This window comes from Vibrio sp. S12_S33 (genome assembly GCF_963889785.1).
Classification (GTDB): Bacteria; Pseudomonadota; Gammaproteobacteria; order Enterobacterales; family Vibrionaceae; genus Vibrio; species Vibrio aestuarianus.
In genome coordinates, this window is the sequence record NZ_CAWPQZ010000009.1 from 72,939 (window position 1) to 90,373 (window position 17,435).

Consider the following 17,435-nt stretch of genomic DNA (forward strand, 5'->3'; position numbering starts at 1 on the left):
TCTAACAGATCCCTAACTTAGGTAGGAAAAAACGCTCTAAATTGAACTCATTCTTCGATTAATTTCTTTCGCGCCACCAGATAACGCGATCACTACCTCGGTACAAACCAAATTGAACTCGTCCCGATACGTCGTTTTCAAAACTCCCATCTTGATCTTCATCGATGCGTAACCAAGGTAAACCATTGGCATCAAGATCGAGTAAGGTATCAATAAATCCTTGTTCCCCCGCACCTGGAGCAGAGAATTTAATCGTTGTCACACCAGATGATAATGTACGATTCGTTAGGGTCGCCTCCACAGCCGGTGGTCCACCCGAGCCTAAAGTCAGATCCGTCGCTGTTAAAGTGAAATTCGCAATGTCTGGCAACTGAGTACAACTATCGAAACTGTTAATGACAAAACCATTTGCCGAATAATATTCACTCACCACCTGTTGCAATAACGGTGTTGTTTCTGGGCCATAAGTGTCGTGGATCACCAGTTTTCCCCAACGCAGTTTCATTTGGTTATCGATATCGGCAATCGTATAGTCTATGCAAGGGCTGCTTGCCGTCGCCCTATAACAAACACCATCAAGATCAGTAAGATCGGACGCGGTGAGAGTAAGATCTAGTTTGCTATTAAAAGGGACAATCGCCTGTGGTGGTTTTTGATAAATTAACTCTTCGCCTAAAAGCTCAATACGAGAATCCCCCGCGTTAATTCGGTTTACGCTAGTCGCATCTTTATCAAAGCTGATTGATAAATCATGCACGGTATCCTCATAGACACGATTATCCCACTGTTGGTTATAACGCCACCAAGTACTGTCGAAATAATTGACCGTTTCATTGCCTAACGCGGATCTTGGGTTTAAGTAGACACCAGGATTTTCTTGATACCCAAAAGGTTGCCCTAAATAGCTAAAGGATTCCGTGTTTGAAGAAATAACCTCACATTCAGCCTTTAGGCTTGTCACAACCGAGGTTGGAGAAAAGTAAGCGGGAATAAAACGCCCAACAGGCCCCGTTGATACCATAGTAATTGGTAAATTTTCCTCTAATAAATCAACGCCAAGGTAAGAAGTCGGCGACAGCAAAGAAAAATCAAATGCCCCAACTTCACTCACTTTTTGTAGCACAGTGGTTGAACTGCCCAATTGATGGTTATATTCCACTTCACCAAGATTACCCGGCACGCCAGTTGCCGGCTCTATTAGTGTATGCGAGAGTTCAATATTTGTTTGCTGATAATTTGTCACACCGAGATTATTGGTGAAATCATTATCTTCAACGGGTTCAGCCGCTACCGCCTTGACATGCAGATTGAAGTTTTCATCAGCCCTAGCAAAAATATTACAGCTCATATCGGCACTTGGACACGCTCCATCATCACCATAATAATTAGTTGCACTGAGCACTAAAGCACGAGGTACACGAACAAAACTATCTTGTCCTGTGAGCGTTAAATCCTGCTCTTCTCCACTACCCTCAAAACGTGCATTTAAAGCTAGGCTACCTGCGTCACGATAAGAGACACTAATGCTCGCCTCGCCATTTTGGTTGAAATTGAGAGTGACCGGAACCGAAGAATTTGATGATTGCCCTACAGCAACATTATTCACTCCAACTGTGTAAGCTGTGAAACCTTGCCCTGCAATTGGACTCAAGTAATCACTCCAAAAAGAAACGGATTTCGGTACATTTTGGAAGCTAGGCGAACACTGTTGCGAAGCATTGTCTTTACGTACCGCTTTAATGGTTCCTGCTACCGTTTGATTGGCATAAGAATTCGGCACATCCAAAATAAAACCACTGTCAGCAAAAGTGATGGTGCAATTGTTAGTCGAAAATGGGCCTGCATCACCATTATGGCTACATAACGTATCATTGAAGGCGATCGCTGTAGGTATAGAGCCGGACACACCAACAGTGACATTACCTGCACTGTTACGCCTTAATTGAGCATTGCCGACACCATTGCTAAACGATAATGTTGAGCCCCCCACCCAACCACCACTGGCGCTTGGCAAGGAATTCGGTATTAGATAAGCCGTCACGGGATCAGTGAATAAATTATTACAGCTGTCATCGGCACACGCTTTTATAGAAACATCAGAAGCGGCACAAGTTAACCCTTGCGCAGGCAAAGAGATACGGAAGTGATTAATCTGTTCTCCGACTGGTCGTGAATCGAGCGCACAGACTTCAAAATTATCAATTTCATGATAATTGGTTGAGTCTCCCGTTGACCCTGTAATGGAAAGTAACAGATCGTCAGGAACATTACTTTGCCCAGCAAAGCTTAAGACGTTAATTGGTCCAATTAATGTTTCCCAATTATTTGATCCCACTTTGCGTTTGATGGTGACATTAGATACACCCGATTGCGTCGAGTCGATCGAGATTTGATAACGATGTAAAGGGTTACCATTATTGCTATCGACTTTAGGATTTAAGCAGTCACCATTACTGTTTTGTGAACCATTATTACAAGTGCCAGCCAGATAACCATAGCCACTATAACCACTACCAGAGCCTCTCAGTGCAACGGCTTGTTTTCGACGTCCCGGTCCATCAGGGCCGCCCTCGATGGAATAGTTACCAAATTCATCAATACCAATCCCTAGCCAACCACCCGCAAACCCCGGTTTCTGCTCATAGGTTTTATAGCCATAACCTAACGGGCCACCGAATGCTCCCACTTGCGGAGTTATACTCGCATCAGAAAAAACGATGGCAACGCCGTCGGCTCCTGAGCCTCCGTAAGCAAAATAATCAAACTCAACATCAATTTTGTTATCCGCCGCTGGAAATATACGTTGGAAGGTTGAAGCGGTGGCCTGATTCCCCACCGCCTGAGTCAAACGTAAACGCTGGTTAACGATCGAGGGGGTAAATGCACCGCTACTACTAAAAACACGCCACTGTTCGTCTAAAGGTTTGCTCTGAAAATCATCGGTAAAACAACTTGGCGTAACCTCTCCACATAAGTGACGCTGGCTATAAAGATCCCAAACTTGCTGATCGGTTAATGAACGATTAAAGATCAAAACCTCATCAATACTTCCATCAAATGCACGCTCAGGATTGTTTTGATCTTGTCCTATTTGTAATGGACGATTATTGGTTTGCAGTTGTTTGTTTTGACTCGATGTTCGAGAACCCGCAAGTACACCATTAATAAAAATATTTGCGCTGCTATTTTTAAAATTATAACGAACTGTAACGTGACTCCATTGATCATTGGGAATCGGCGACGTACTGGTTAAAGAAAGGGTTGAACCATTTTTTTCTTGCCACCACCAATAAACATAACCAGTAGAGTTTATATGAAATTCGTAGTTGTTATCTTTAGACAAGATACTGTATAAATCGCGATTTGGGCGACTCTTCGGATACACCCATGCTGAAATCGTTAACTCTTTATCCAGATCTAATTTGTTATCATATGGTACCTCTATATACTGATTACTTGCATGTTTAAACTCACCATAACCACATGTCCCTAAGTTATTAATCTCAGGTAGAGCAGGCGAATTCTGTGCAGTGTTTGCTCCATTTATCGCTCGACCATGAAGATTATTTCCCGAACTATCAGCAACAGTGCCTTGAAGATTATCCCAACTATCCTCATCCATTTTTAACCACATAACAGGGTTCGATAGCAAGCTATTACTGCCCTCGATGACCGAGTCATTAGTCATTATTAATCTACGGCTATTGGTACGACCGACAATTCTGGCTGAATGATAGAGATTCAAAGTCTCCGATATATATAAATCACCCGTTATTTGTGTATCACCTACGAGCGATGCTCCGCTATATCCAATAACTTGAACACTGCCATTAGCCGACGGTTCAATAGTGGCAAAAGTATTTAAAGTAATATTACCATTAACGAAAATTCTCACATCACCATTTGCGATGATCTTACTGCTGCCATTTAATTGCAGCAAATTAAACCAATAGTCACCAGTATTGAGTATCACTTCAGCACCGCTGCCCATATCCAGTGAATTCACTCGATATTCCGTTCTTGAACTATCAAACTCTAAAGTGCAATTACTGTATAAAAAGATATTCTGTGTCTTGAGGGCATTAATGAATAAGCGCTCCCCAGGCTTACAGCTATAAATTGAGCTACCACCGTTACTATTTTTAAATTTGTCTAAATTTAACTCTGGCGTTGGAGAGCCTGAAACATTACAAAGCACACCATTACCAGCACTATTGTCACAAGTGCTACCAAGCCTCTCATAGATTGAGTTTATAGTACAAAATGGTAAATCAACGCCATATGTACCTTTGATCTGTGAACGACCATATTGAATCAATTGTGAACCCCAAATATAACTGCAACTGCCACTTATGGAATGCCCTTGTGCGCTATTAGGGAAATAGACAGACTCATCAATCGGTGCCATTGCTTTGGCTAAATTGGCAAAGCACAACATTAAAATACAAAATGCAAACTGACCCAATTGCCTAGCTATCATCACGAATTCCTGCCTCAATAATTCTTTGGTAGAAACTATCTCCTGCCCTACAGGTTCCAGTACTCACTAATAGATAAACCTGATATCCACTATCATCTAGCACTCCAATTGAACTACAAGATACCTTTGCCTGACACCGCTCAAGCCCTTCACCTTCAAAATTATAGTTAGTCTCAGTACTAAGCTGGCAGCTTCCTTGTGCCTGTGGGCTATAAAAACGGCTAATATCAATTTGCATCGCAGAGCGGGCTGCCATTTCGGCTCTTGTGCCTAAGACCATGGATACCAACTGTTGACTATTACGTTGTTGATTTCGATTGGCAACCGCGGCAACAAAGCCCACCACCACAATGATAAAAATAACCAACACCAAACCACTGCCTTGTTGCCTATGGCGTGTTGTAGATAAGTGCATCATGGTCAAACTTGATCTCCTCACCACGGTCAGAAAACGTTAATTCAATTTTAATTAACCCATTTCGTTGCAACTCAGGCTGTGTAACTTGAAAACTGGCTTGGCTAAGATTTTCAGCGACTAGCGCTCCACTTCCAAGCTGACTCGGTGTTAGTGCAGTACGATTTAAAGGGTAGTTAGCGTAACGATAAATACGCTGATTTTGATAACAAAAGGCGACGGGAGCACGATAAAAATAAAGTCGCTTAGCCGGAGATTGAATTGAAAAACCGGTCGCTTGAGTCAGCGAGACATCAACCATAGTGGCACGGTTCACATCGGTAAACTCAACATCGGCATCTACTTCTGCTATCTGGCTATTTGCCGTTGGGGCTTGACGTAATAATGCCGCATTGGTTGGATAAACGACGAGCCGCTCTCCTTTCGATACACTTTTATTTATAGGCAAAATACGAATAGCACTTGATGCCGCTTGAGGGGAAGGAAGGGTATTGTAAATCGCGCTATTGGTGATAGGTAAAAACTCAATACAGTCATTTTCCACCAGCACACTGTTGGGTACGGCTTCTCTTAATTCTCGGCTTAAACGCTCTGTAATAAAGCGCCCTTGTTGGATAAGCGCTTCACGCGCGGTGGTATCGACATAAATGCCCATCCCTTGGCTAATCACTGAACCTAAAAACAACCCAACGACAGATAAAAGAATAATGGAAATCACCATTTCAATCAGGGTAAAACCACGCATTAAAAGTTTCCCCTCGTTGCAGCAAAAGGATAGCGGTTGCCACTAGGGTCGATGATCACTACCGATATTCGTTTATAGTCGGTTATCGTGCCTGCATCTTGCCCAGTCATAACACCGCTACTGTTTTGTTCATAAAACACTTTAATCTCAACGTTATAACGTTGGTAATCAGCACTAATATCAGCGCCTAATACATCTTTAACTGGACCAGTTAAGCCATGAAAATCATCAACATCGTTATAAAGCGTATTCGCATTTTCACCCGCGTCAGGTCCAAGCGCACTCGGCAAGGTGCAAGTTTCTCGCCCTGTGGTAGCCACCAACACACACTCCGGCACCCCACCATTGGGGCCAGAGTTTTCGTCAAAAGCGCGGCCCATTACCTCATCTAATACGGCGCGACCAAGCTCAGCCGCTTTCACCGCCAATACCTGTTCAGCACTCTGCTGAGAACGCGGATAAAGCGCAGCGGTGATGCCGGTCATAGCAATCGCAATCAAGGTGATCACAATGATCATCTCGATTAAGGTAAAGCCTGTTTTTCTCTTAGCAGCCATAAATAAACCCTTCGCTATTGATGCACACTTGACGAGACTCTCCAGACTGGGGGTTGCTTACTGTCACTGTACATTGAGCGGCAAGGCATTGAGCGGCGCGCCCTAAGCTATCAAAATCAAAATAGTGGCTACCGTCGTTATTGGTCAATGTCAGGGTAATATCGTTTGCTGCCGCATCAACAAAACTGCTGTCTGTCGACGGATTGGGTAGTGAGGTGGTGCAAGCACCAGCAGAAACGGAAGGAGACACTTGTTGCGCTTGATTATTGCTGACCAACCAGCGGTTACAATAGCCCGTGCGCTGCATGGCACGGTTTTGCGTTAAACGTAATGAGGCCAGAACTTCACTTTGCGTCGTAATGGTAGAAAATGTGGAAACACCACTGTAGCGGCTCGCCGCATAAACAGAGACAATACCAAGCAGTAGAATAACGACAATCAGTTCGATCAAGGTAAAAGCCGACTGCTTCACTAAACGTTGCCGCATCACAATGCCTCAAACAAAAAATAAGTGCTTAGATTATATAAGAAATAGCGGAGTTAGACCTAAAATTTGCTGGGTTTTATTGCGAGAAGAGCTGGGTCGATCAGATAGATATAATAAAGGCCAGCATTGCTGGCCTTTATTCAAAAACTTAACAACCGTCAGAACTTACTGATGTGGAATAGACTGCAGAACTAGTTGCCTCTGTATAAGTGACATAGCAATTTGTTTTTGCAACAGAAGACGCATTTGTAAGCTTGCTATCTTTAAACGTAATCAGGTAAGCTGCAGGGCTTGAACCTGAGACTTGAGACGTCCAATCACTACTTAAACCAACCACCGCCCCAGCGATACCATTAGCACTAGCTGTTGGATAGCCATAAATAGTTTCAATGCCATCTTTAGTCTTGGTTGCAGAACTCTTTGTTTCTAGACCTTCAATTGCTGCTTTACCATATACAATACCAGCGGCACCATCTAAAGCACCTTTTAGGCCTTGTAGGGATGACTTACGAGCATCATTTTGCAAATTCAAGAAACGAGGTGCTGCGGTCACCGCTAAAATACCCAAAATTACAATTACCACCACTAGTTCAATAAGGGTGAAACCGCCTTGTCTTTTCATAGTTACCATCTCTCTATGTTTAAATTAAATACGCAGACTTACTGCAAAGTTACGGTCACACGACCTGTTTTAATCTCGTACACAAACTCGTGTGCGGTTCCGCCCTCTTTTTGTACATAAGTACAAGTGGATAAATCCGTATCGGCTTGTGCTGAGTATTTTACGTCAGAGTTAGTCGCAGCATTAGCAACTGTGTCAACTGTTGGTGGGTTTTGTAATAAATTATCCATTAAATCAATACATGCTTGGTCAGTAACTGCATTTGGGTAACTAGCATTATCGGTATTCAACGCAATTGGATAACCATTACGAAAGCCGGTTGATGTCCCACTGCTGTCTTCCGAACGAGTTAACCAAAAGTTTACCCCATCATAATTGACGGTATTTTGTTTCTCAGCACCCAGCGTCACCGATGTTCTTGCTTGTGCCTCCCACTGAGCACGAGCCGACAACACACCAGTAGCATAACCACCAGCGACACCTTCAATACTGGCTTTTTTGGCTTCATCGGCTACATCTAAGAAACGAGGCAACGCAGCAACGGCAAGTAAGCCGACTACCACAATGACAACCACTAATTCAACCAAAGAAAAACCGGTTTGCTTGTTATGCATGCATCTACCCATTCATTTATTAGTTGAGCGTATTATACTCATGTATTTTTACATAACTATATGTTTAGTGACAATTTACCTTACTATGCCGGAAAATCGACACGAACAGTAAACTTATCATTCAAAATTTCAATAGTTATCACTTGTTTTTTACTATAATGATAACGACATTGATATTGGTTAGTTTGAACTTTAGCATCAATCGCAACCACATAGCTTTCTAGCACTTTCTCATCAGGATACAGCAAAAGTAGCCAATGCTGGCAATTGAGCGTTGATGATTTATCCTTAACCTGAGCATGATGTACAGCACTCCCATTATTAAACAGTGGTAGTACCCAACCGGCCTTGCTCATTGTTAACTGTTGACCATCCACATTCAGAATTAAAGGCTGACCTTTTAGTAACCAGTTTTGTTTATAAAGATTGGCACTTTCAACAATTCGGTTACGTGCAACCGCAAAAGCCGTTTGGTTCGCCTCCTGCTCTATTGACTTCCAAACAAATAAAAATGAAAGCAACAAAATGAGTACCAGAAAAAGCCAAATCACGAACTGAGAGCGCTCTATCGCTGTTTTCATATTAACGACCTTTAATCGCGTCTAACATGCCCCACATTGGTAAGAAAATACCCAGTGCTAGCACCAATACCATACCAGCGACAATCACCAATAAAATCGGTTCGATGCGAGCCGTTAATGTTTTAAGATCGTAATCCACTTCTCGATCATAGAAATCAGCGACTTCCAGCAACAACTCATCAATACGTCCCGTTTCTTCACCCACTGAAATCATCTGAATGACTAATGGGGTAAAGATATGCGCATTAATTGCTGTAGCTGACACGCTTGTCCCAGCTTCAATCGCGGCTTTCATTTCCAATAGCCGAGACTCTAAAAACTTATTATCTAATGCTTCTGCAGATAAAGCGACAGCTTGGTTAAGCGGTATACCTGCTTTCAACATTAACGCGAAGGTGCGAGAGAAACGCGCAAGCTGAGCTCTGTTAACTATGCCACCGACAATGGGCATTCGCAGGCGAAATTTATCCCATTTTTCACGACCGGCTGCGGTATTCAACCACGCTCTAAATCCAAATAAACCACCAATAATAACGCCGACCATCATTGGCCAATAGTTGACAAAAAAATCTGACATACCAATCAAAATACGCGTCGGTAGCGGCAAGTCGACACCAAAACGACTAAACATACTGGAAAATTGAGGTATCACTTTAATGTTGAGAATGAATAGTGCGACCACGATAAAGCTAATCACAAACGTTGGATAACGCATTGCCGTTTTAATCCGCTTACGGGTTTCCACTTCTTGTTCGTAATAGTGAGAAAGTTGCAATAACGCCTCATCAAGCCGGCCTGTATTCTCCCCGACCTGAATCATAGAGACGAATAATGGGCTAAACACTTTAGGGTGTAATTGCATTGAGCCAGACAAACTGCGCCCGTTTGTCAATTCAGCACTGACCTCTTCTAATGCTTCTTTTAACTGTTTATTGGCGCAATTTTGGATCAACCCTTTCATTGAGCGTAATAACGGCACCCCAGCTTTGGTTAAGCTATAAAGTTGACGACAAAATATCACCAATACTTCGAGCGGTACTGCTGGTGTGAATACGCTTTTCCAGTCAACATTAAAACCAGCCGAGCCTTTGTCTGATGAGATTAGCGTCGGAATAACCCCTTTATTAAATAAAGCTTCAGCGGCCAGCTCTTCAGTTGGAGCATCCACTTGCCCCGAGGCTTTACTGCCATCTAAATTTCGGCCTTGATAGCGATAAGTTGGCATTGGTTATCCTATAAATAAATCGCTTGGATGACGCCCGATGAATCACCTTCACCCAAGTTCATCACTTCATCTAAACTGACGATACCTTGCAACGCAAATTCCATTGCAGATGCCAGCAGTGGTTTATACTGCTCGGATTGACGCGCAGCAGCGGCAAAGCCAACCGCATCATTTGCCCTTAAAGCATCCATCATGCCGTGTTCCAGCTCGAGCATTTCAAACACACCAATTCGACCACGGTATCCGGTTAAATTACAGTTTTGACAACCGCGACCATGAGTAAATGTCGCCTCGACTTGGTTTGGGAAACGAACCGCTAACCACTGTTTACGAGCTTCATCCACTTCCTCATTGGTCTTACAATCTGGGCACACTTTACGTACCAAACGTTGTGCCACTACAGCACGTACGGCACTGGCTACTAAATAACCTGGCGCGCCCATATCCATCATCCGTAAAGCACTGTCGACCGCATCATTGGTATGCAACGTACTAAGCACCAAGTGACCGGTTAGCGCTGCACGTAAACCAATTTCAACCGTTTCTTGATCACGCATCTCACCAACGAGAATGATATCTGGGTCTTGACGCAAAAAGGTTCTGAGTACTTTTGAAAAATCGAGATCAATTTTGGTATTGATTTGTACTTGGTTAACACGCGGTAGACGATACTCGACTGGATCTTCAGCAGTAATGATTTTTTTGCCCGGAACATTGAGTTCGGACAACGCACCGTACAAGGTGGTGGTTTTACCTGAACCGGTTGGCCCAGTGACTAATATCATGCCATGTGGGCGTTTAAGTTGGCGACGCAAACGCTTAAGCAGATCATCGGGAATACCTGATTCTTCTAGCTTACGGACTCCAGAAGACTGATTGAGCAAGCGCATCACCACTGACTCACCATATTGCACTGGCATGGTAGACATACGAATATCGACCGATTGGCCTTTGACTCGGATATTAAAACGACCATCTTGTGGTAGGCGTTTTTCTGAAATATCAAGGTTTGCCATCAGCTTTAAACGCAGTACTAACGCAGAAGCAATGTTAGTTTCATTGAGGAGGGTTTCATGCAATACGCCATCAATACGCTGACGCAAACGCAACACATTGGCATCGGGTTCGATATGAATATCCGATGCCCCGACTTGAATCGCATCTTCAAATAGTGAGTTAATCAGCTTAACAACCGTAACTTCATCACTATCGTCTCCACCAATATCAAAATCAAATGCATCGTTACCTTGGTGCTCAAGCTGTAACTGTTCGGCAAAGGAGGCAATTTCTTTTGTACGGCGGTAGTAACGGTCAAACCCTTCAACCAATTGTTTTTCATGTGCGATAGCAAATTCAAAGCGATATTGCGGCAGTTGAGTTAACAGTGATTCTTGGGCAAAGAGATCCGCAGGATCACTCATTGCCACGCGCAGTATGTCGCCATTTTGACCAATAACTAGAGCACGTAGACGGCGCGCATGAACTTCAGGCAGTAGTTGCACCGCGTCAATATCGACGTTCGCTCTGCTCAAATCAATTAAAGGTAGAGACAGTTGCTGAGACAAAAAGCTCAACATTTGCTGTTCCGATAAAAAACCAAGTTCGATAAGGGTGTCACCGAGTTTACGACCGGTGTTTTTTTGCACGGCAAGTGCTTGTCCAACCTGCTCTTCAGTAATGATGCCTTCTTCAACCAGCAGATCACCTAGCCGTTTACGTAACTTAATTTGCATTTGCACTCTCCTCTAAACTACCGAGCACTTTCAGGCGATCACGAATAAATAACTGTGACTGATTAGAGAGCCCGACTTTAGTGAGTGATTGTTGATAAGAGTATTTAGCTGCGCTTAAATCCATATTTCGCTCTTGGGTAATCGCAAGCCCAAGCCACCAGCGAGCATTCTCACTGTCTAGCTTGACTAAAGATTGGTAGCTTTCCAAAGCCATCGTATCTTGTTTCACTTTTTGTGCTAACGCTGCCCGCAGCGCAAGATAGTCCACGGAAGGATTATGCGGTAAGTGCACTAATGGGGTTAATGCCGCCTCGGTTTGCTTTTCTTTAAGCAGTAATTTAGCCAAAGCAATACGTAACGCTTCACCTTCATAATTCGATTTGATACCAGCCTGCAAGATATCGAAAGCCTTACGTGCATCACCTTTACCGTAATATAAAGCGGCCAATTTTTGGCGAGCAATGTCATTATCAGGAGTGTAACGCAATACTTCGTTGTACGAATCTAAGGCTTCTTTCAGTGAATTACTGTCTACCGCTTTAGCGGCGCGCTGCATCGCTTTTTCTGCAAGTTGCTGTGGGGTTAACTCGACTTGTTCGATCATCACACTAGATGTATCGACAATCACAGAAGTCTCTGGTATTGACGCAACTTGCGCAATCTTAATCGGTGCATTTTTTTCTGGTTCAGCAGGAGAAGGCACACGCTGCACTTCAACATATAATTTAGAATCAGTGCGAGACTGTAACGAGGGCACTGAATAAACCTGACCATCATTGGTCACTATTTTTTTGGTCGGTGACGGAACCTCTTGCTCACTAAAAGCAATGGGGGTTGTCAATGTGCTGACTTGCTCGCTAACCGTCACTTGCTGCTGTGAAACAGCCCAACCACCAACAGCTAAACTGGCAGCAAAGCCGGCAACTAACCATAACCAAGCTCGGCTGCGCTTTACTTTGGCAACCTTTGCTTGTTCAAGGATCGCCATCGTCGGGCGTTGCTGCGCAAGTTCGGATAGCGCATTATTAATAGCACTCATGACTGACTCCATCCCCAAATAAAAGGGCGTTTAAACTTAGGCTTACAGGTATCAAAAGTGTCGTGAATAGCTGTAAATAGGTGTTGATTATCAATACTCGATTGCCCCTGAGTAAATGCGAGCAATAGTGCTTTATGACAAACTTGATTAATCAAACGTGGTATTCCATGACTCGCTCGCCAGATGGCTTTTTTCTGTTCAAGACTAAACAGTTCCGTTTTAGCGCCGGATTTAGTGATACGGCTATCGACATAAGCAACAGACTCATCTAATGATAAAGGTCGCAGAGAGGCACTAAATGTTATCCGCTGACGAAATTGTCGCAAATGGTGCTGTGCTAAACGCTCATCCAACTCGGGTTGCCCGATCAAAACCAATTGCAGTAATTTGGTGTATTCAGTTTCTAAGTTACCAAATAACCTTAATATTTCTAATGCATCGTCAGGTAAGGCCTGTGCTTCATCAACGATAGCGACCACTCTTTTTCCTTGCTGCTTGAGCGAAATCAGTTGCTTCTGAATTTGGTCAACAATATCAGCTTCATTTTGTTTGCCCAGCCCTAATTCATTCGCAACCGCTTGCCGCAGTTCTCGACCATTTAAGGCGGGGTTGGGCAGGTAAATTAACTCGATATGTGGTTGCAGGTGATTGATCAACATCCGGCAAACCATGGTCTTGCCCGTCCCCACTTCACCCGTTATCTTGATCACCCCCTCACCTAACTCAATCGCAGCACTCACCGTCTGAATCGCTTCATAATGTGGGGCTAACCCCAAAAACAACGAGGTATTGGGCGTTAAGTGAAAAGGTAATTGCTCAAAGCCAAAATGCTCAAGATACATGGTGTCTATTCTTCGTCTGGGAACCACTCCTGCAGCAATTCACGTGAACGTTCGAGCTCTTTTTGCCAAGTATTGACACCAACAACGGTTGGTTTAAGCAAAATAACCAGTTCTGTTTTTTGGGTGATTTTAGATGTATTTCTAAATAAGTGCCCAAGTGCAGGAATGTCACCTAAAAATGGGACTTTAGAGACTTGATTTATATTGTTGGACTTCATCAAACCACCAATGACCACAACATCGCCATCCTGAGCTCGAATAATGGAGTCAGACTCTCGAATCGTGCTTTTTGCTAGAGGTAAAATGATTTTCGTCTCACCATAATCAATTTCTTTATTCTGCTGCTCGACTTCAATGACCGCAGGATGAACATGGAGAAATACATTCCCTTGGTCATCAATTTGCGGTGTCACATCCAGAGAAATACCAGAAAAGAATGGCGTTAATTCAACTTCAGGTGCAACATTTGAGTTATCACCATTACCCACGACACTCGATAAATCAGTCACATAATATTCATCAGCCCCAACTTTAATCACTGCTTTTTGGTTATTGGATGCCGTTATTCGTGGGCTAGAAAGAACATTGAGATCACCTTGTGTACCCATAAAGCTCAACACAGCATCAAAGCTACCACTTGATATCACAACATTTGACTGGCCACCCAACAATGCACCGATCGAATCTAGTACAGGCAAAGCTGCCGGTAAAATATTGCCCGCGGCATCTTTGACGATACTGCCAGCACCTATGGTGTAACTGTTGCCATTTGAGGAGAACATCTTCGACCAATTGATACCTTGTTGGTATCCATCACTTAACGTTACCTCAAGAATTTTGGCTTCTAAAATGACCTGACGTTGCATTCGGTCATGAGAAATCCCGAGAAAATTGCGCACTTCGCGAATTTCATCAGGGTAAGCGCGAACCGTAATCACACTGGCTTGAGGCGTTACGACAACACTCTGTCCCTGCCCTGAACCAATCAACTGCAAAACGGCTTTTTCTAACTGCGGCCAAAAGTCACTCTCACTGATGGTTTCTATTTCAGTGCCGCCTTTAGTATTGGTTGATGATTTGACAGTAGTTGAGTCTGAATCTGAACTCACGCTCAAGCTTGAGTTACGTGAAGACCCAGAACTGTTATTCGAGCCCGTATCAGTGTTGGTGATGGTACCGGTGCTAATCGATGTCAGCGAGCGACCAGTGCGCTTGAGTTGCAAATAATCAACAGGAATCGTCACCGTACGTAAGCCAGCCGGATAGACCTGAATCACTTTGCCTTTTTTGGTGATTTCAAATCCATACATATCGCGTACAACCGATAGTACATCATCAAGTGTGACATCGGTTAAGTTAACCGTTACACGTCCTTCAACATTAGGGTGAATAGCAGCACTAAATTCTGTTCCTTTGACCAAACTGGCAAAGAAGGCTTTTGCCTCGACATTATTGGCTTTAATTCGAAAACGCTTCACCGTTTCTTGGCTACGTGGTGTTACCCCTTCGATGTCAGGCATAAGATCAGCTTCCACAGAAGGAGGAAGCGCGTCTAAGTTTCGGCCATTCGATTCATTAATCGACTGATTTAAAGATTGCTTAATCTCTACTGGATCACGATGTCCCATCGAACAACCCACTAATGATGTAATCAACACGCCTAATACGATTTTACGCATACGATTTCTACTACCTTACTGCTTAATATCTAGGGAAAAGAGGCCTAAGTTCCATAACCTTCCTCCACGAGAAAGCGTCACTTGTTGAGGTTCAATAGCTTGCACGGTATAGCCCCTCAATGACTCCCCAACGGTGATTACCTCGTCATTCAATACGGCAACACATGGTGTCTTTTGCTGGCAGGTAATACTTTGCAAAGTAGGTAGCGGATAGCTAACTACCTTTTTAGCTCGAACAACACTTTGTTCTACCCAGCCTAATGGTGCGGTAGGGTCTTGCGTTGCCCAACTGTGGAATGCAATAGCCGACAACAATAATGAGAAAACAACCTTAGCCACCAATAAACTCCTGTCTAACCCCTAACGTATACACTTCCATGATCACTCTGGCTTGAGGGTAATCTTCCACCGAGTATTGAAAGTGACGCCAGTAATACTTCATTGGTAAACTTTCCAGACTGGCGAGATAGTTTAAAATTGCAAAATATTCCCCAGTAAACTCAAGTCGAACCGGGTGGACATAATAGCCTGAATATTCTGATGTTTTACTGTTATTGGCTATCGATTCTGCACTCAAAGACTCTAGCGACACAAGTTTTAAATTTTGACTGTTCGCTAACACGCTTTCTAACTGTTCTGCCATTTGCGCAGGTGTGATCAAGCTGTCGACCACTTTGGATAACTCCAGTGACAGCGCTTGGCTTTGCTCTAATAACTGTTTGAACTCTATATCAATCTCTTGATTTGGATCTTTATTGAGTTTAGCAGTAAGTAACAGAATATCGCCTTGAATACGCTGATTGCTTTGCTCAAGCAATTGAAGTTGCAATTTATTGGCTGTGATTGACTTCAGTGTCGGTTCCAGTAATAAGCTAAAAATCAACAATACGCTGACCACCAGCCCACACAGTGCAATTAACACTTTCTCGCGCGGGCTAAGTTTTGAGAATTTGTTATTGAGATCCTGCCAATTCATTATTTATCACCTTCCGTTGTTTTAAGCTCAAAGGTGATGATGTCTTGCTCATTACGACCTATTTTCAGCTTCTCAAAGCTACGTCCAACCAAGTTAAGCTCACTTTTAAACTGGCTTAACCAATTAGGAATCACTTTAGCTTCACGAGCGAGACCGTGAAGATCAAGCTTGTCTGAATCGATCTCGATTGAGGTTAATGAAATATCATTGCGACTTAATTTGGCCAATGAGCGCATCACTCCTGAATAGCCTACTTGTTGCGATTCATCGAATTGATGCACGGCATTTAAAGAGTCTTGCTTGGCTTTTATTTCAAGCTTAAGTCGCTCAATTGCGGCGATTTTATCCGCTGATGGTTTATGGCGGTCTGCTTTTTGTTTCATTTGTTCAAATTGAACGTTCAGTGTTTGAGCTTCGCTTTGTACCATTTGTAACTGTCGAAGTTGGCGCTGATTTTGCCATTGATAACCGACATACATAAGCAACATTAACAATGTCACGCCACCACATACTGTAGCCACTGCAGATAAAGAAAAATAGTCTTTCTTCGGTTTGAGATGATCTGGATACAGATTTAGCATCTCATCATTAATACTGGTAATTTTTTCGAGCAAAAGATCCACTGAATCAGGGTGGCGATCATCTAATAAAGAAACTTTAACGCTTAAACGCTCATTTAACGCATCGACTAACTCTTGTTGATCTTCTTCATCACACTGCACTTTTAACTGATGAAGTGAGGCACCTTTCAGTTGCGATGAAAGGTAATCTATCGAACGTTGCAGCTCTAGAGCTAACCCATCAAGTTGTAATGCTGAACTTGCTACGCCAGTTATAGGAGGAACCACACCTCTCATGGTGCGTTGAAAACTGCATTTACGGTCAATAAATGCATCGAATTTAAAACTGCTATTTTTATTGCGATGCAATAAAAGAAAGTTACCTAATTCCCCAGCACTGTGTGCCCACACTTCACTTTCAGGGATAACCTTACCCAGTAACAAACCGTTGGCTTGCAATAATGCACTAACCTCCAGTACCAAACGTTTTGCCACCACATAAGCCTGAATTTTATTGCCAATAGGCAACGGAAAAGCATCCGCAACGATTTCGGTCACTTTTTCGGTAATCAGATCCTTAAGTAAAAATGGCAGCGCTACCGACCATTCTTCCTTCGGTAAATTTGGTTTTTCAATTTGATAGGTTTGATAAAGGTTGGAGTGCAAAACAAGGTGAACCACCAAACCTTTTGCATTAAGCGCCTTTACGCTATCGAGTAATACACTCTGCCACGTTGCTCCCTTAAGAGGAACCTCCCTTGGCAAAGTAATGCCCTCTAACGAGGAGAAATAGATAGCCTCTGGCTGTACAACAACAAAAAGTTGTTTAGTCGCCGCTTTTGATGGTTTTATTTTTTCAATCAGTGACTGAACATTCATT

The 17,435-nt window shown here is 43.2% G+C and carries 16 protein-coding genes; all 16 read right to left on the reverse strand.

Features of this window, described 5'->3' with window-relative positions; translation table 11 throughout:
- Nucleotides 1-58: 58 nt before the first annotated feature.
- Complete coding sequence (locus AACW06_RS06475) at nt 59-4,480, reverse strand: DUF6701 domain-containing protein (protein ID WP_238336650.1); 4,422 nt, start codon at nt 4,478-4,480, stop codon at nt 59-61.
- Complete coding sequence (locus AACW06_RS06480; protein ID WP_192074464.1) at nt 4,470-4,898, reverse strand: MSHA biogenesis protein MshP; 429 nt, start codon at nt 4,896-4,898, stop codon at nt 4,470-4,472. Before AACW06_RS06480 ends, AACW06_RS06475 begins: the two co-directional genes overlap by 11 nt.
- On the reverse strand, nt 4,870-5,640 hold the full coding sequence (locus AACW06_RS06485; protein ID WP_192074465.1) for a PilW family protein: 771 nt from the start codon (nt 5,638-5,640) through the stop codon (nt 4,870-4,872). The genes AACW06_RS06480 and AACW06_RS06485 overlap by 29 nt, the downstream gene beginning before the upstream one ends.
- Nucleotides 5,640-6,197: a prepilin-type N-terminal cleavage/methylation domain-containing protein gene (locus AACW06_RS06490; protein WP_192074466.1), complete on the reverse strand. Its 558-nt coding sequence runs from the start codon at nt 6,195-6,197 to the stop codon at nt 5,640-5,642. The genes AACW06_RS06485 and AACW06_RS06490 overlap by 1 nt, the downstream gene beginning before the upstream one ends.
- The gene (locus AACW06_RS06495) at nt 6,187-6,684 is read right to left on the reverse strand and encodes a type II secretion system protein (RefSeq protein WP_053308817.1); all 498 of its coding nucleotides are present in this window, start codon (nt 6,682-6,684) and stop codon (nt 6,187-6,189) included. The genes AACW06_RS06490 and AACW06_RS06495 overlap by 11 nt, the downstream gene beginning before the upstream one ends.
- A gap of 148 nt (nt 6,685-6,832) precedes the next feature.
- Nucleotides 6,833-7,306, reverse strand: a complete 474-nt coding sequence (locus tag AACW06_RS06500; RefSeq protein ID WP_192074467.1) for a type II secretion system protein — start codon at nt 7,304-7,306, stop codon at nt 6,833-6,835.
- Between the two features lie 38 nt (nt 7,307-7,344).
- Complete coding sequence (locus AACW06_RS06505) at nt 7,345-7,920, reverse strand: prepilin-type N-terminal cleavage/methylation domain-containing protein (RefSeq protein ID WP_192074468.1); 576 nt, start codon at nt 7,918-7,920, stop codon at nt 7,345-7,347.
- Nucleotides 7,921-8,003: 83 nt separating this feature from the next.
- Entirely contained in the window at nt 8,004-8,501 is a 498-nt protein-coding gene (locus AACW06_RS06510) for an MSHA biogenesis protein MshF (RefSeq protein WP_192074469.1), read from the reverse strand.
- 1 nt (nt 8,502) lies between these two features.
- The gene (locus AACW06_RS06515) at nt 8,503-9,726 is read right to left on the reverse strand and encodes a type II secretion system F family protein (RefSeq protein ID WP_192074470.1); all 1,224 of its coding nucleotides are present in this window, start codon (nt 9,724-9,726) and stop codon (nt 8,503-8,505) included.
- An 8-nt stretch (nt 9,727-9,734) separates the two neighbouring features.
- The gene (locus AACW06_RS06520) at nt 9,735-11,459 is read right to left on the reverse strand and encodes a GspE/PulE family protein (RefSeq protein ID WP_192074471.1); all 1,725 of its coding nucleotides are present in this window, start codon (nt 11,457-11,459) and stop codon (nt 9,735-9,737) included.
- Entirely contained in the window at nt 11,449-12,498 is a 1,050-nt protein-coding gene (locus tag AACW06_RS06525; RefSeq protein ID WP_192074472.1) for a tetratricopeptide repeat protein, read from the reverse strand. The genes AACW06_RS06520 and AACW06_RS06525 overlap by 11 nt, the downstream gene beginning before the upstream one ends.
- A complete protein-coding gene (locus AACW06_RS06530; RefSeq protein ID WP_192074473.1) occupies nt 12,495-13,340 on the reverse strand; it encodes an ExeA family protein in 846 nt (281 codons plus the stop codon). Before AACW06_RS06530 ends, AACW06_RS06525 begins: the two co-directional genes overlap by 4 nt.
- 5 nt (nt 13,341-13,345) lie before the next feature.
- A complete protein-coding gene (mshL, locus tag AACW06_RS06535) occupies nt 13,346-15,019 on the reverse strand; it encodes a pilus (MSHA type) biogenesis protein MshL (protein ID WP_192074474.1) in 1,674 nt (557 codons plus the stop codon).
- A 15-nt stretch (nt 15,020-15,034) separates the two neighbouring features.
- On the reverse strand, nt 15,035-15,361 hold the full coding sequence (locus AACW06_RS06540; RefSeq protein ID WP_192074475.1) for an MSHA biogenesis protein MshK: 327 nt from the start codon (nt 15,359-15,361) through the stop codon (nt 15,035-15,037).
- The gene (gspM, locus tag AACW06_RS06545; protein ID WP_192074476.1) at nt 15,351-15,995 is read right to left on the reverse strand and encodes a type II secretion system protein GspM; all 645 of its coding nucleotides are present in this window, start codon (nt 15,993-15,995) and stop codon (nt 15,351-15,353) included. Before gspM ends, AACW06_RS06540 begins: the two co-directional genes overlap by 11 nt.
- Complete coding sequence (locus AACW06_RS06550; protein WP_192074477.1) at nt 15,995-17,434, reverse strand: MSHA biogenesis protein MshI; 1,440 nt, start codon at nt 17,432-17,434, stop codon at nt 15,995-15,997. Before AACW06_RS06550 ends, gspM begins: the two co-directional genes overlap by 1 nt.
- Nucleotide 17,435 lies beyond the last annotated feature (1 nt).

What these genes read in the sequence shown, in the direction of transcription:
- AACW06_RS06550 (WP_192074477.1), bottom strand. Translation starts at nt 17,434, where the DNA reads ATGAATGTTCAGTCACTGATTGAAAAAATAAAACCATCAAAAGCGGCG.
- AACW06_RS06530 (WP_192074473.1), bottom strand. Translation starts at nt 13,340, where the DNA reads ATGTATCTTGAGCATTTTGGCTTTGAGCAATTACCTTTTCACTTAACG.
- mshL (WP_192074474.1), bottom strand. Translation starts at nt 15,019, where the DNA reads ATGCGTAAAATCGTATTAGGCGTGTTGATTACATCATTAGTGGGTTGT.
- AACW06_RS06480 (WP_192074464.1), bottom strand. Translation starts at nt 4,898, where the DNA reads ATGATGCACTTATCTACAACACGCCATAGGCAACAAGGCAGTGGTTTG.
- AACW06_RS06475 (WP_238336650.1), bottom strand. Translation starts at nt 4,480, where the DNA reads ATGATAGCTAGGCAATTGGGTCAGTTTGCATTTTGTATTTTAATGTTG.
- AACW06_RS06515 (WP_192074470.1), bottom strand. Translation starts at nt 9,726, where the DNA reads ATGCCAACTTATCGCTATCAAGGCCGAAATTTAGATGGCAGTAAAGCC.
- AACW06_RS06495 (WP_053308817.1), bottom strand. Translation starts at nt 6,684, where the DNA reads ATGCGGCAACGTTTAGTGAAGCAGTCGGCTTTTACCTTGATCGAACTG.
- AACW06_RS06505 (WP_192074468.1), bottom strand. Translation starts at nt 7,920, where the DNA reads ATGCATAACAAGCAAACCGGTTTTTCTTTGGTTGAATTAGTGGTTGTC.
- gspM (WP_192074476.1), bottom strand. Translation starts at nt 15,995, where the DNA reads ATGAATTGGCAGGATCTCAATAACAAATTCTCAAAACTTAGCCCGCGC.
- AACW06_RS06525 (WP_192074472.1), bottom strand. Translation starts at nt 12,498, where the DNA reads ATGAGTGCTATTAATAATGCGCTATCCGAACTTGCGCAGCAACGCCCG.
- AACW06_RS06500 (WP_192074467.1), bottom strand. Translation starts at nt 7,306, where the DNA reads ATGAAAAGACAAGGCGGTTTCACCCTTATTGAACTAGTGGTGGTAATT.
- AACW06_RS06485 (WP_192074465.1), bottom strand. Translation starts at nt 5,640, where the DNA reads ATGCGTGGTTTTACCCTGATTGAAATGGTGATTTCCATTATTCTTTTA.
- AACW06_RS06520 (WP_192074471.1), bottom strand. Translation starts at nt 11,459, where the DNA reads ATGCAAATTAAGTTACGTAAACGGCTAGGTGATCTGCTGGTTGAAGAA.
- AACW06_RS06510 (WP_192074469.1), bottom strand. Translation starts at nt 8,501, where the DNA reads ATGAAAACAGCGATAGAGCGCTCTCAGTTCGTGATTTGGCTTTTTCTG.
- AACW06_RS06490 (WP_192074466.1), bottom strand. Translation starts at nt 6,197, where the DNA reads ATGGCTGCTAAGAGAAAAACAGGCTTTACCTTAATCGAGATGATCATT.